The following is a 14029-nucleotide window of genomic DNA, read 5'->3' on the forward strand; positions in this document are numbered from 1 at the left end:
GCAAAGCCTAACGCCGCCTGGCGGTGCGTGCCATAATGACGCTCTTGCGCATCACGAGTTCCCTTATGACCGAGCCCCGCCCACGCACCCTGGCCGAACTGCAGCGCTGGCGTCGCACGCGCGCCAAGCGACGCTGGTACAAACGCAGCTTTCGCTTGCAGGTCATGATCCTGGTGGGCCTGCTGCTGGCGGGTATGCTGCTGGCCCAAGGGACCTACCTGAACTACCGTAAAGCCGACATCATCACCTATCAAATGGGTGAGCGGGCGCTGGCGGTCGCCAAGACCGTAGCGGCCATGCCGCAAATCGTCGATGCCTTCTCCACGCCCGAGCCTTCCCACTTCATTCAGCCGCTGGCCGAGCGGGTGCGCCAGGAAACGGGCGCGCGCTATGTGGTGGTGGGCAATGCCCAGTCGATACGCTACTCCCACCCGGTGCCCGAGCGCATCGGCGAGCGCATGGTGGGGGATGATAATGATCAAGCGCTGATCTATGGTCAATCCTACGTGTCCGAAGCCACCGGCACCCTGGGCACCGCCATGCGCGGCAAAACGCCGATTTGGGATGAAGAGGGCAACATCATCGGCGTGGTTTCCGTCGGCTTCATGCTCGACCGCGTGGACATGGACGTGGCGCGCTACACCAAGCTGGGCTGGATACTGGTGGCCATGATGATCGTGCTCGGGTTTGCCGGCGCTTATTGGCTGTCGCAGCATCTCAAAAAAATCATTCTCGGCCTCGAACCCTACGAAATCGCCCGTCTCGCCATGGAAAAGGAAGCCATCCTGCAATCGATTCACGAGGGCATTCTGGCGGTCAATCGGGATGGCCACATTACCCTGGTGAACCAGCAAGCACGCCGTTTTCTGGAGCTGCCCGACGAGCACGTGCTGTTGGGGCAGCCCATCCGCGAGGTAGTGCCCAATTCCCGCCTGCTGGAAGTGCTCAGACACGGTGAGCAGGAGTTCGACCAGGAAATGTGGCTGGGGGATCACCCGGTGGTGGTCAACCGCGTGCCCATCATTCACGAGGGCGAGATCGAAGGCGCCGTGGCCACCTTCCGTAGCCGCCGAGAAATCATCGACCTCTCCCAGGCGCTGACCCAGGCCAGCCGCGACGTGGACATGCTGCGCGCCCAGGCCCACGAGTTCTCCAACAAGCTCTACACCATTTCCGGGCTGCTGCAGTTGCAGCGCATCGAGGAAGCGCTGGCCCTGATTCATCAGGAAACCGAGCGTGCCCAGGCACAGATGAACTTCCTGATGCGCCATGTGGCCGATGCGGTGCTGAGCGGCACGCTGCTGGGCAAGCTGACCCGCGCCCGTGAACTGGGCGTGGCGCTGGAAATCGACGAACAAAGCTCGCTCTCTTGCCCGCTGACGCCAACGGGGCAGGAGGTCATGATGAGCGTGGTGGGCAATTTGCTGGATAATGCCTGCCATGCGGCACTGAATGGCCCCCACGCCAGCGAACCCCGGGTGCGGCTATTCTTCACCGATTTGGGCGAACAGCTGTTGGTCGAGGTCGAAGACAATGGGGCAGGGGTCCCTGCGGAGCACGCCGGGTCGATCTTCCAGGAGGGTTTTTCGACCAAGACCGGCAAGCACCGCGGCATTGGTCTGGCGCTGGTGGAGCGGCTGTGTCGTCAGCACGGTGGCGCGATCACCCTGGAAGAGAGCGAGCTGGGGGGCGCCTGTTTCATTGCCGTGCTGGACCGCTCGCTGTGCGCCCGCAGCGATGAACCCGGCCCACCAGGCTAAACGGTTCACACTCATAATAACGACGTTAACAAGAGGATGACGCATGTCTGCGACGCAATACGGCATTCTGGTCGTCGAAGACGATTTCCGCATCGCCGATATTCACCGCGCCTTCATCGAGCAAAGTGACGGTTTTTATGTGGTGGGTATGGCGCGCAACGGCAGCGAAGCCAAAGCGCTGATGGCCGAGCACGCCTCGCAAATACAGCTGATTCTGCTGGATGCTTACCTGCCCGATGTGGAAGGGCTGGAGCTTTTGTGGTCGATTCGCCGCGACCATGTGCACGTGGATATCGTCATGGTGACGGCGGCCCGCGAGGTGGAGACCATCAGCGAGGCGCTGCGTGGCGGGGTGTTCGACTACCTGATCAAACCCATCGAAGCGGCAAGAATGAACCAGATGCTGGCACGTTTTCGGCGCGAACGGGAGGCGCTGGCCAACCGCGCCGAGCTGAACCAGGACGAGCTGGACCATGTGCTGGCCCGGGTGACGCCCAGCGAGCCTGCACGCGCCCCTCAGCGCAGCTTGCCCAAGGGCATCGACCGCTTGACCCTGCGCCGTGTGGTGGAAGCCTTGGCAGCAGACAGCGGCGCCCTGACCGCCATGCAGGTGGCGCGTACCATGGGCGCCAGCCGCTCGACGGCACGCCGCTATCTGGAGTTTCTCGTGGCCGAGCAGGCCGTAGGCGCCGAGCTGGGTTACGGGGATGTCGGGCGACCCGAGCGGCGCTACCGCTTATTGAAGGGCGATCACGGCTGGCTCGATGCGTGAACAAAATGAACAAAACGACCATAAAGAACAATTTGTCGTTTATGGTCACAAGCTTGTCCTGAAAGGTGGCTGTCTTCTAACGTTCGCGGTGTAACCACAATTGCCGCGTGTCGATCACCGCGCATAACAACATAATTGACTGTGGAGAACGCCCATGACCTCGCTTTCCTTCAAGCGCGCCGCTGTATTCGCTCTGCCTCTGGCAGCCCTCGCTATGACCACTGGCGTACAGGCCCAGGAGTGGACCCCAAGCCGTTCCATCGAATTCGTCGCGCCTGCCAACCCAGGCGGTGGCTGGGATACGCTGGTGCGTACCGTTTCTCGCGTGTTGCAGGAAGAGCAGCTGGCAGACCGTAACTTTGCGGCCATCAACGTGCCTGGCGGCGGCGGTGCCGTGGCATGGGCGCAAATCGCCCGTGACAGCGGTAACCCGCACAAGCTGTTCGCCACCAGCCCGCCCATCATCCTAGTGCCGCTGGCGGGTGCTTCGCGCTACGACCACACGGATTTCACCCCCGTGGCGCGTCTGATCACCGACTACTCCATCATTCTGGTGTCAGCGGATTCCGAATATCAGACCATCAATGACCTGTTCGATGCGATGAAAGAGAACCCGCGCCTGAGCGTGGGTGGCGGCAGTGCGCCAGGCTCGATGGACCACATCTCGGTGGCTGGCCTGGCCTCTGCGGCGGGTCTCGATGCTTCCTCGGTGAACTACATCCCCTTCTCGGGGGGTGGCGATGCCATGACCAACCTGATGGGTGGCCATATCGAGGCGGTCATTACTGGCGCGGGTGAGTCCGTGGGCCAGCTGGGCGAAGGCAGCCAACTGCGTGCGCTGGGCGTATCTGCCCCTGAGCGCCTGGGCGGTGCTCTGGCCGACGTGCCCACGTACCAGGAACAGGGTGTGGACTACACCTTCGATATCTGGCGTGGCGTGATGGGCACCCCTGACATGCCTGCCGAAGCCGTGGCCTACTACGAAGATCTGTTTGCCGAAATGCTCGAAACCGATGGCTGGCAGCAGGCTCGCGACCAGTTGGGCTGGATCGATGCCTACCAGGATAGCGAAGCGTTTGGCGCCTTCCTGGATGAGCAGAAAGAACAGTTCAGCAGTGTCCTGAGCGACCTGGGCTTGCTGGCTCAATAACCCCCGCTTCACCGTGCTGCCCCGGGCCAGCCAGGCCCGGGGTCACTGCCTGTGACCGTAAGCGCAACCTGCGCCTTCGGAGAGACTCCCCATGACTCGATTGAACACTAATCAGTGGCTGGCCCTCGTGCTGGCGCTTCTAGCCGCCGCCTATCTAGCAATTGCCTGGCAAATTCCAACCTTTCCTCTGCCGCGACCGGTAGATTCAGACCTGTTTCCAAAAGTGCTGGGAATTACCTTGTTATTGCTAGCAGGGCTGCTCTTCTTTGAAAAACCGGTACCGCTGGCAGGCGCTGACGAGATCGACGAAGAGGCCACCAACGGCCCGCTGCTGTTCACGCCTTGGGCGCGGGTCGTGATTACCGCTGTGGCCATCGCCGCCTATGCCTTCCTGCTGGTGCCGTTGGGCTTCGTGTTGGCATCGACGCTGCTGTGCACGGGGTTGACGGCCTATTACGGCTACCGTCGTCATGGCATCAACCTGGCGGCTTCGCTGGGGGTGGTCCTGGCGCTGTATCTCACCATGACGCGCGTCATGGATGTGTATCTGCCCACTGGCCTCTTGCCGTTCTGAATACGCCGTGCCCACGCACCTGCCGTAGTTTTTTAAGAGAGATACGCCCATGGATGCCTTGAACAACTTGATGTACGGCTTTGGCATCGCGCTCGAGCCCATCAACATCGCTTACGTCTTTGCCGGTGTGTTTGCCGGTACCATCATCGGTATGTTGCCGGGCCTCGGCCCGATCAGTGCCCTGGCGCTGATGATTCCGATCACCTTCTCAATGGAGCCTGCATCAGGCCTGATTCTGATGGCGGGTGTGTATTACGGGGCCATTTTCGGTGGCTCGACCTCTTCTATTCTGCTCAATGCGCCTGGGGTGGCGGGCACGGTCGCCACCTCTTTCGATGGCTACCCCATGGCCAAGCAGGGGTTGGCGGGCAAGGCGCTGGCCATTGCCGCCTATGCGTCGTTTGTCGGCGGCACTATTTCAATTGTTTTCTTGATGCTGGTGGCGCCGCTGCTTTCCAAAGTGGCGGTCAGCTTTGGGCCTCCCGAATATTTCGCGCTCATGGTGCTGGGCCTGACGGCGGTCGTCTCGCTGTCGGACAAATCGCTGGTGAAGGGTCTGATTGCGGCGGTGATCGGCGTCATGATCTCGATCGTCGGCATCGACATGCAAACCGGCACCGAGCGCTACACCTTTGGCTCGATTCAACTGCTCGACGGCATCGACTTCCTGGTCGTGGCGCTGGGTATCTTCGCCCTGGCGGAAGTGTTCTACATGCTGCTGCGTGGGGGCGGTGGCAAGGAAGCGCCGCGTAACGCCATCGGCTCGCTCAAGCTGAGCGGCAGTGAAATGAAGCAAATTGCAGGCCCCATTAGCCGCAGCTCGGTGCTGGGCTTCTTTACCGGCGTACTGCCGGGGGCCGGTGCCACCATTGGTTCTTTCCTGGGCTACAGTATGGAAAAACGCCTGGCCAAGGATGGTGACACCTTCGGCAAGGGCAACATCAAGGGCGTGGCAGCTCCCGAAGCGGCCAACAACGCCGCCTGTACCGGCTCGTTCGTACCACTGCTGACCCTGGGGGTGCCTGGCTCGGGCACCACGGCGGTGCTGCTGGGTGCGCTGCTGGTCATGGGCGTGACGCCTGGCCCCATGATGCTGGAGCAGCGCCCGGACGTGTTCTGGGGGGTCATTGCCAGTATGTACATCGGTAATATTTTCCTGCTGGTACTCAACCTGCCGCTGATTCCGCTGATTGCCAAGATTCTCGATATGCCGCGTCCGCTGCTGCTCTCGATGATCCTGATCTTCTGCATGATCGGTGTCTACGGCATGAGCTTCAGCGTCTTCGACCTGCTGCTGCTGCTGGGCTTCGGTTTGATCGGCCTGGGCTTGCGCCTGTTCGGCTTCCCCACGGCGCCGCTGATTCTGGCGCTGATCCTGGGCAGCCTGATGGAAGAGTCCATGCGCCGCGCACTGCAGATTTCCGGCGGTGACTGGTCCATCTTCATCGACAAGCCCATTTCACTGTCGCTGCTGATCATTGCGGCCCTGTCGCTGGGCATGCCGCTGCTGAAAAAGCGCCGCAAGCAGAAGGCCATGGCCGCCAAATAAGCGATTGTTGCGTGGTGTGATGGAGTGAGTTTTGGCGTTGTCAGCGCCCGGGGGAAACCCCGGGCGCTTCTTTGTGTGCGTGTACCCTTCTTTGGTGCAAGGCGCTTTGCTGGTGCATGACAACTGTGCATGGCGCCTCTCGGCTTGCCCTGAGTTAGTGCGTCTGGCGCAATGCGGTTTTTTTTGAGTATCGCTAACTGTCTGATTGTCATTGTCTTAATAGGCTTTGATTCAATCTGGCGCACCCCTTGCAGTGTGAAAGGTGGATTAGCCCACGGCGGGTGAATGCCCGCTCAACGCGCCTATAACAAGCCCCTTCCAAGGGGTGCAAGGAGGTTCAAGTGACCACATCGCAACGCAAGACACACCCTCGTACCCTTGGCCGTTTCGCCACGGCCGCCCTGGCCGCCGCCATCATGGGCGCCAGCGCTCAGGCCGTTGCCCAGGACAACGACCCGATCAAGGTAGGTATTCTGCACTCCCTCTCCGGCACCATGGCGATCAGCGAATCGACTCTGAAAGACACCGTCGCAATGCTCATCGACCAGCAGAACGAAGCCGGTGGCCTGTTGGGGCGTCAGTTGGAAGCCGTGGTGGTCGACCCCGCTTCCAACTGGCCGCTGTTTGCCGAGCGTGCCCGCGAGCTGCTGGCCCAGCATGAGGTAGACGTGGTGTTCGGTAACTGGACCTCGGTATCCCGCAAGGCGGTACTGCCGGTGTTCGAAGAGCTGAACGGCCTGCTGTTCTACCCGGTACAGTACGAAGGGGAAGAGTCTTCCGAGAACGTCTTCTACACCGGCGCGGCACCCAACCAGCAGGCCATTCCTGCGGTGGAGTACCTGATCAACGAAGTCGGGATCGAGCGTTTCGCGCTGATCGGCACCGACTACGTCTACCCGCGTACCACCAACCGGATTCTGGAAGCCTTCCTGAAGGATGAGCACGGGGTGGCCGAAGAAGACATCATGGTCAACTACACCCCGTTCGGCCATTCGGACTGGCAGAACATCGTCTCTGAAATCCGTCGTTTCGGTGAAGAGGGCAAACCCACGGCGGTGGTCTCCACCATCAACGGCGATGCCAACGTGCCGTTCTATCGTGAGCTGGCCAACCAGGGGATCGATGCTGCGGATATTCCCGTCATCGCCTTCTCGGTGGGTGAGCAGGAGCTGTCCGGTATCGATACCGGGCCGCTGGTGGGCCACCTGGCCGCCTGGAACTACTTCATGAGCGTGGACACCGACGCCAACTACGACTTCATCGACGCCTGGATCGACTGGACGGGCGATGAAGAAGCGGTCACCAACGACCCCATGGAAGCCCACTACATCGGCTTCAACATGTGGGCCGAAGCGGTGCGCAAGGCAGGCACCACCGATGTGGACGCGGTGAAAGATGCGATCATCGGCGTGACCGTGCCTAACCTTTCCGGTGGCTATGCCGCCATGATGCCCAACCACCACATCACCAAGCCGGTGTTGATCGGTGAAGTGCAGGACAACGGTCAGTTCGATATCGTCTGGCAAACGCCGTCCACCGTGGCAGGCGATGCCTGGTCGGACTTCCTGCCGGGTTCTCGCGACCTGATTGCTGACTGGCGTGCACCGATGCGCTGCGGCAACTTCAACGTCGCCAACGGTTCGTGCGGTGGCAGCACCGCAGCAGAAGAAGCCGAAGCGGCACTCGCCGAGTAACACTCTTCCCTTGCCGCGACCCGTCGCGGCAAGGGAGCACGCTACCTCTCCCCATTGATGATGACCAAAGGAAGAACCCCATGAGGCGTTTCCTTTCTGGGGTGTTGTGTCTGTTGCTGCTCAGCATGGCGACGTTGTCGCAGGCACAAACCCCCACCACACCTTCTGATGACGACGCGGCACTGGCGCTGCTGGAAGCGCTGGACGTGGAGAACTTCCGCGCCAAAGGCGACGCGATTACGGCCATTTTGCAAAGCGACGACGAGCGCGCCAGAGATTGGCTGCAAGCCTTGCTCGATGGCCGCCTGCAGCGTACCAGCGAGGGTCGCTTCGTCGTGGTGTTGAACAACACCGGGCGTGACTGGCCCGTGGCCGATGCCTTGACCGAAGCGCCGCTGGGTGAGATGTCCCGCCGCGACCTCAACCGCATCGGCATCAACAACGCCCTGCGCAACCAACTGCGCAGCGCCATCGCCGTGGTCGATCTCTACTCCCCCAACGTGGAACGCCGCCGTACCTCCGCCGAGCGCCTGTTGGGCGAAGTGGACGAGACGCTGGCCGAGCCTCTGGAAGCGCTGATTGCCGAAGAAGAGGATAGCCAGGTGCAGCGCCGGTTAGCGCAGGCACTGGCCATTTATCAAACCGAAGCGGGCCAGATGGAAGGCGTGGAAGCGCTGCGTGGCAGTCTGCATCCGCGTGCCCGTGTGGCGCTCAATCGCGCGGCCAATGGCGATGACCCGGTGGTTGCCGACGCGGCCAGAGAGGCGCTCCTCAGTATCGAACAAAACCTCAAGATCAATCGTGGCCTCGAAACGCTCTACTTTGGCCTGAGCCTGGGGTCGGTACTGGTGCTGGCGGCCATCGGCCTGGCCATCACCTTTGGCGTCATGGGTGTGATCAACATGGCCCACGGCGAGCTGATGATGCTGGGCGCCTATACCACCTGGATGATGCAGCAACTGCTGCCGGGCCAGCCGGGGCTGGCGCTGATTCTTTCCATTCCGGCGGGCTTCATGGTGGCCGCCCTGGTGGGCATTGCCATCGAACGGGGCGTGATCCAGTTTCTCAAGGGGCGCCCGCTGGAAACGCTGCTGGCCACGTTCGGCATCAGCCTGATTCTTCAGCAACTGGTGCGCACGGTGATTTCACCGCTCAACCGCACCGTGGTGACGCCAGAGTGGATGAGCGGCTCGCTGGTGATCAATGACGCGCTCTCGCTGACCCTCAACCGTATGTACGTGCTTGGCTTTGCGCTGGTGGTGTTTGCCGGGCTGATGCTGATTATGCGCCGCACCCGCTTAGGGCTAGAAGTGCGTGCCGTGACCCAAAACCGTGCCATGGCGCGCTCCATGGGCATCCGCGCCACCCGCGTGGACATCATGACCTTCGCGCTGGGCTCCGGCGTGGCGGGGCTGGCCGGTGTGGCGCTGTCGCAGCTCACCAACGTCGGCCCCAACCTGGGCCAGAACTACATCATCGACTCGTTCATGGTGGTGGTGTTCGGTGGCGTGGGTAACCTGTGGGGCACGCTGGTGGCGGGGCTTTCACTGGGTATCATCAACCAGGTGCTGGAGCCCTGGGCGGGTGCCGTGCTGGCCAAGATCATCGTGCTGGTGTTCATCATCCTGTTTATTCAAAAACGCCCGCGTGGACTCTTCCCGCAGAAGGGCCGGGCTGCGGAGGGCTAACCCATCATGATGACATCATCTTCTCAACGGTTCTGGCTGCTACGCCCGTTCGGCGAACGGGCCACCCAGCTCTTTCTCGGCGTGCTGCTGGCCGCCCTGGTGCTGGTCACCGTGCTGCACGTGGCAGTGCCGCAAGGGCATCCGCTGCATGTCAACGCCTACACCGTGAACCTGTTCGGCAAGTACCTGAGCTATGCGCTGCTGGCCGTGGCGGTGGACCTGGTGTGGGGCTATCTGGGCATTCTGAGCCTGGGCCACGGGGCGTTCTTCGCCATTGGCGGCTACGCCATGGGCATGTACCTGATGCGCCAAATCGGTGACCGTGGCACCTACGGCCACCCGGTACTGCCGGACTTTATGGTGTTCCTCAACTGGGACAGCCTGCCCTGGTACTGGCTGGGCTTCGATATGGCCTGGTTCGCCTTTGCCATGGTGCTGCTGGCCCCTGGTCTGCTGGCGCTGGTGTTCGGCTTCCTGGCGTTCCGTTCGCGGGTGACCGGGGTGTATCTGTCGATCATCACCCAGGCGCTGACGTTTGCCCTGATGCTGGCTTTCTTCCGCAACGAGATGGGCTTCGGCGGCAACAATGGCCTCACCGATTTCCGTGAGCTGCTGGGCTTCAACCTGCGCAGCAACGACACGCGACTGGGGCTGTTCATTGCCACTGGGGTGGCGCTGGCGCTGGGCTACATCCTGTGCCGTGCCATTGTCACCAGCAAGCTGGGCCGCGTGTGCGTGGCCACCCGCGATGCCGAAGCGCGTACGCGTTTCATCGGCTACCGGGTCGAACGCTTCCAGCTGTTCGTGTTCGTGGTCTCGGCCATGCTGGCGGGCCTGGCGGGGGCGCTTTATGTGCCGCAGGTAGGCATCATCAACCCCAGCGAATTCTCGCCGCTGTTCTCCATCGAAATCGTGCTCTGGGTCGCACTGGGTGGGCGAGCCACGCTGTACGGTGCCGTCATTGGGGCGATTCTGGTCAACTACGCCAAAACGGTATTTACTGGGGTCATGCCGGATGCCTGGCTATTTGCCCTGGGCGCGCTGTTCGTACTGGTCACGGTCTTCCTGCCCAAGGGCGTCGCGGGCCTTTTGAGCCACGTGAAGCGCCGTCGCAAAGCCGAACAACCGCCTACGGAGGCTGCAGCATGAGCCTGATACAATCGCTGAAAGCACGCGACCGAGTGTTCGACTTCATGGCGGGGGAAGCCTCGCCGGTGGACGTTCGCCACGGCCCGATTCTGTACATGGAAGACGTGACGGTGAGCTTCGATGGCTTCAAGGCCATCAATAACCTCAACCTGACCATCGACGACGGCGAGTTGCGCTGCATCATCGGCCCCAACGGGGCTGGTAAAACCACCATGATGGATATCATCACCGGCAAGACCCGCCCCAACCAGGGCAGCGTCTGGTTCGGCAGCCGCCATAACCTGCTGCAAATGAACGAGCCGGAAATCGCCAGCCTCGGCATTGGCCGCAAGTTCCAGAAGCCCACGGTGTTCGAAGCGCTCAGCGTGTTCGACAATCTGGAGCTGGCCATGGCCGCCGACAAGCGCATCTTTCCCACGCTGACCGCCCGCATGACCAGCGAGATCAGCGACCGCATCGACGACGTGCTGGACACCATCGGCCTGACCGCGCTGCGCTTTCAGCCCGCCGGGATTCTCTCCCACGGCCAGAAGCAGTGGCTGGAGATCGGCATGCTGCTGATGCAGCGCCCGCGCCTGCTGCTGGTGGACGAGCCGGTGGCCGGGATGACCGAGCAGGAGATGGAGCGCACTGCCGAGCTGCTTACGGGGCTGGCTGGCAAACAGTCGGTGGTGGTGGTGGAGCACGACATGGGCTTTGTCCGCTCGATTGCGCGCAAGGTGACCGTGCTGCACCAGGGCAGCGTGCTGGCCGAAGGCAGCATGGATCAGGTCTCCAATGACCCGAAAGTGGTCGAAGTGTACCTGGGCGCGGACGAGGAGGAGATGGCCTGATGCTGACCGTCGACAAGTTGAACCAGTTCTACGGCGAAAGCCACACCCTGTGGGATTTGGGCCTGGAGGTACCCGCCGGGCAGTGCACCTGCGTGATGGGCCGCAACGGGGTGGGTAAAACCACCCTGATGAAAGCCATCATGGGGGAAGTGGCGGTGAAGAGCGGCCAACTGCGCTACCAGGGCAATGATGGCGAGATCGAACTCACCAAAAAAGCCGTGGAGGCGCGCTCGCGCCTGGGCATCGGTTTCGTGCCCCAAGGGCGGCAGATTTTCCCGCTGCTGACGGTGGAGGAGAACCTGCGCACCGGGCTGGCCGCTCGGGGCGACGGGCTGAAGAAAATTCCCGAGCGCATTTACGAGCTGTTTCCGGTGCTCAAGGAGATGAAACACCGCCGTGGCGGCGATTTGTCCGGTGGGCAACAGCAGCAGCTCGCCATTGGCCGCGCGCTGGTGATCGAACCGAAACTGCTGATTCTGGACGAGCCCGGCGAGGGCATTCAGCCCAATATCGTCGCCCAGATTGGTCAGGTGGTTCGCCAACTGATCAAAGAGGACGGCTTGACGGTGCTGCTGGTCGAGCAGAAGCTACCCTTCGCCCGCAAATACGCCGACCGCTTCGTGATCATGGACCGCGGCCGCCCGGTGGCCAAAGGCGAGATCAGCGAACTCTCCAACGAGCTGATTAAACAGCATTTGACGGTTTGAGTTATCCACAACCACTTTAACCTTTCTTTGCCTGTTGACAGAGCACACTCTAATAGCCCTCTCGTTTCATGTAGAAAAGAGGGGGCTTTTTGCTTAAAACCCTGCGCTGAGTAGGTTTTGGCGCTGCGTTTTATGTGTAACATGGCGGGTTTCAAAATAACCATCGGGTGGGGTATGCGCTATAAAGACAAACATCAGCTCGCTGCCGAGTGGCAGTCACTCCTGGAGCGCACGCCTTTGGCGCTACGCCAGGCGGTGGAGACACTGGTGGAATCCCGCCGCGATATCTTTGCCGATCATTTCTATCAAGTGATGCTGGAAGACCCCCACGCGTCGCTGTTTCTCTCCAATGAGCAGGTAAAAAACCGGCTTCACCCCTCCATGCAGCGCTGGCTCAACGCTATGTTTGCCGTCGAGCACGCCGATTTTGAGTCCCTGGTCGAGCAGCAGGAAAAAGTCGGCCAGGTGCATGCGCGTATCGATATCCCGGTGAACTTGGTACTTAATGGCGCACGGCAGTTAAAGCAGACGCTTTATGAGCACATTAACAGCACCTTTAGCGCTGAACTCTCTTCCGGTGATGCAGCGGTGTATGTGTCTGATCATATTGATATGGCCATGGAAATAATGAGCCATGCCTATTCAGTGGCGAATAATCGTAATACCCGTATGGAAGAAGCCTATAAGCTGTTCTCTTTGACCCAGAGCATCGGCGATGAGCGCGAGCGGCAGCGCTCGGCACTGCTCGATTGGGAGAACGCGCTCATGTTTGCCGTGGCTGCGCAGCAGGCAACGACGGCTTTACCCCGATTAGCCAGCTCCGAGTTTGGGCTTTGGTATCACCACAAGGCGTGTCACGCCTTTGAGGGCGCGCCGGAAATTACCACTATTTCACAGCATGTTCGTCGCGTGGACGAGGAGTGGCTCGCCCAGCTAGGCGACTCAGACAGCCAGCGTCGCCTGACTGCGTTGAGCAGCATTCGCGATGCGGCTCGCACGATCTTGATGCTGTTGGATGACGTTCTGGATCGCGCCTCGGGGCTCGAAGCAGGCCGCGATAGCCTGACGCGTCTGCTCAATCGCAAGTTCCTCTCGGTGGTGCTGAACCGTGAAATAGAGATCGCGCGCCACTCGGAAAAGTGTTTTGCGCTGCTCATGGTGGATGTTGATCACTTCAAATCAATTAATGATACCCATGGTCATGATGCTGGCGATAACGTACTGCGGCAGGTAGCCAGTATCCTTGACCGCTCGACCCGAGGCGGCGACTACGTGTTTCGCATGGGCGGTGAAGAGTTTCTGATTGTGCTGGTGGATACGGATCAAGACGGCAGTCGACTGTTTGCCGAACGGCTGCGCCACGCGGTGGCCAAAGAGCCGATGTTAGCCGCTGCCGATACGCTACTGAACGTCACGGTGAGCGTCGGGGTTACGCTTCATGATGGCCACCCAGACTACCAACGCTCGATGCAGCGCGCCGACCAAGCGCTGTACCAAGCGAAGCGCAGCGGGCGTGACCGGGTGGTGGTTGCCGCTGCCACTGAGTAATATCGCGGTAAGCGCTAGGTTTTGGCGATGTTACCCACGGAGAACACTATGTTGATGCGCCGTTTTATGCTGTTAACCGCACTGCTGTTCATGAGCACGCCGCTGATGGCGGCTCATCATGGCAGCGACCATTCGGATGCCATGGAGGGCCACTCCTCTATTGAAGTGGCGCAACCCTGGACCCGTGCAACGCCGCCGGGGGCCGGGGCGGGCGGTGGCTTTGTCACTCTCACCAATCACGGCGATGGCGATGACATGCTGCTGGGGGCGACCAGCCCGATCACCGAGCGTGTCGAGATCCATATTATGGAGATGGACGGCGATGTAATGCGCATGGTACCCCTGCCCGGTGGCATCGAGCTACCGGCGGGCGAGAGCGTGACGCTAGCGCCGGGCGGTTTACACTTGATGTTGATGGAACTGGGCTCACCCATCGTGGAGGGTGCGCCCGTCCCTGTGACGCTGGAGTTCCAGCACGCCGAGCCGATGAAGATCGAGCTTCAGGTGCTACCAGTGGGTGCCTCTCCGGAAGGGAGCCACCATGAAGGTAGTCACCCTAAAGGTGCCCATGATCATGGGCACGCGACGCACTAAGTCGGCCTACC

12 protein-coding genes are annotated in these 14029 nt (G+C 61.1%); all 12 read left to right on the forward strand.

Annotation, left to right across the window (positions count from 1 at the left end; genetic code table 11):
* The first annotated feature begins 65 nt into the window (after positions 1–65).
* The 12 genes from RVM27_RS09735 (at position 66) to RVM27_RS09790 (ending at position 14018) form a co-directional block, all read left to right on the forward strand.
* Positions 66–1760: a sensor histidine kinase gene (locus RVM27_RS09735; RefSeq protein ID WP_498956437.1), complete on the forward strand. Its 1695-nt coding sequence runs from the start codon at positions 66–68 to the stop codon at positions 1758–1760.
* A gap of 43 nt (positions 1761–1803) precedes the next feature.
* Positions 1804–2532 (forward strand): response regulator, encoded by a 729-nt coding sequence (locus tag RVM27_RS09740; protein ID WP_039178626.1) that lies wholly within the window; start codon positions 1804–1806, stop codon positions 2530–2532.
* A gap of 154 nt (positions 2533–2686) precedes the next feature.
* Positions 2687–3682 (forward strand): Bug family tripartite tricarboxylate transporter substrate binding protein, encoded by a 996-nt coding sequence (locus tag RVM27_RS09745; RefSeq protein ID WP_498956438.1) that lies wholly within the window; start codon positions 2687–2689, stop codon positions 3680–3682.
* A 91-nt stretch (positions 3683–3773) separates the two neighbouring features.
* The gene (locus RVM27_RS09750; protein WP_498956439.1) at positions 3774–4256 is read left to right on the forward strand and encodes a tripartite tricarboxylate transporter TctB family protein; all 483 of its coding nucleotides are present in this window, start codon (positions 3774–3776) and stop codon (positions 4254–4256) included.
* Positions 4257–4305: 49 nt separating this feature from the next.
* Positions 4306–5805, forward strand: coding sequence for a tripartite tricarboxylate transporter permease (locus RVM27_RS09755; RefSeq protein ID WP_498956440.1), 1500 nt, complete (start codon positions 4306–4308; stop codon positions 5803–5805).
* A gap of 341 nt (positions 5806–6146) precedes the next feature.
* Positions 6147–7499: an urea ABC transporter substrate-binding protein gene (gene urtA, locus RVM27_RS09760; RefSeq protein WP_498956441.1), complete on the forward strand. Its 1353-nt coding sequence runs from the start codon at positions 6147–6149 to the stop codon at positions 7497–7499.
* An 80-nt stretch (positions 7500–7579) separates the two neighbouring features.
* Positions 7580–9187: an ABC transporter permease gene (gene urtB, locus RVM27_RS09765; protein WP_498956442.1), complete on the forward strand. Its 1608-nt coding sequence runs from the start codon at positions 7580–7582 to the stop codon at positions 9185–9187.
* A 6-nt stretch (positions 9188–9193) separates the two neighbouring features.
* Positions 9194–10336, forward strand: coding sequence for an urea ABC transporter permease subunit UrtC (gene urtC, locus RVM27_RS09770; RefSeq protein WP_016915369.1), 1143 nt, complete (start codon positions 9194–9196; stop codon positions 10334–10336).
* Complete coding sequence (gene urtD, locus RVM27_RS09775; protein WP_016915368.1) at positions 10333–11169, forward strand: urea ABC transporter ATP-binding protein UrtD; 837 nt, start codon at positions 10333–10335, stop codon at positions 11167–11169. Before urtC ends, urtD begins: the two co-directional genes overlap by 4 nt.
* Complete coding sequence (gene urtE / locus RVM27_RS09780; protein WP_498956443.1) at positions 11169–11876, forward strand: ABC transporter ATP-binding protein; 708 nt, start codon at positions 11169–11171, stop codon at positions 11874–11876. The genes urtD and urtE overlap by 1 nt, the downstream gene beginning before the upstream one ends.
* Before the next feature lie 174 nt (positions 11877–12050).
* Positions 12051–13424 carry a diguanylate cyclase gene (locus tag RVM27_RS09785; RefSeq protein ID WP_498956444.1) on the forward strand — a complete coding sequence of 458 codons (1374 nt, stop codon included), beginning with the start codon at positions 12051–12053 and terminating at the stop codon, positions 13422–13424.
* 48 nt (positions 13425–13472) lie between these two features.
* Positions 13473–14018: a copper chaperone PCu(A)C gene (locus RVM27_RS09790; protein WP_193461296.1), complete on the forward strand. Its 546-nt coding sequence runs from the start codon at positions 13473–13475 to the stop codon at positions 14016–14018.
* Positions 14019–14029 lie beyond the last annotated feature (11 nt).

Origin of the sequence: Halomonas sp. KM007 (assembly GCF_050709225.1) — a bacterium.
In the GTDB taxonomy this organism is placed as follows: domain Bacteria; phylum Pseudomonadota; class Gammaproteobacteria; order Pseudomonadales; family Halomonadaceae; genus Vreelandella; species Vreelandella hamiltonii.

Excerpts from the sequence above, each read along its gene's own strand:
- RVM27_RS09790 (WP_193461296.1), top strand. The coding sequence starts at position 13,473 with ATGTTGATGCGCCGTTTTATGCTGTTAACCGCACTGCTGTTCATGAGC.
- urtC (WP_016915369.1), top strand. The coding sequence starts at position 9,194 with ATGATGACATCATCTTCTCAACGGTTCTGGCTGCTACGCCCGTTCGGC.
- urtD (WP_016915368.1), top strand. The coding sequence starts at position 10,333 with ATGAGCCTGATACAATCGCTGAAAGCACGCGACCGAGTGTTCGACTTC.
- urtE (WP_498956443.1), top strand. The coding sequence starts at position 11,169 with ATGCTGACCGTCGACAAGTTGAACCAGTTCTACGGCGAAAGCCACACC.
- RVM27_RS09735 (WP_498956437.1), top strand. The coding sequence starts at position 66 with ATGACCGAGCCCCGCCCACGCACCCTGGCCGAACTGCAGCGCTGGCGT.
- RVM27_RS09785 (WP_498956444.1), top strand. The coding sequence starts at position 12,051 with ATGCGCTATAAAGACAAACATCAGCTCGCTGCCGAGTGGCAGTCACTC.
- RVM27_RS09740 (WP_039178626.1), top strand. The coding sequence starts at position 1,804 with ATGTCTGCGACGCAATACGGCATTCTGGTCGTCGAAGACGATTTCCGC.
- RVM27_RS09750 (WP_498956439.1), top strand. The coding sequence starts at position 3,774 with ATGACTCGATTGAACACTAATCAGTGGCTGGCCCTCGTGCTGGCGCTT.
- urtB (WP_498956442.1), top strand. The coding sequence starts at position 7,580 with ATGAGGCGTTTCCTTTCTGGGGTGTTGTGTCTGTTGCTGCTCAGCATG.
- RVM27_RS09745 (WP_498956438.1), top strand. The coding sequence starts at position 2,687 with ATGACCTCGCTTTCCTTCAAGCGCGCCGCTGTATTCGCTCTGCCTCTG.
- RVM27_RS09755 (WP_498956440.1), top strand. The coding sequence starts at position 4,306 with ATGGATGCCTTGAACAACTTGATGTACGGCTTTGGCATCGCGCTCGAG.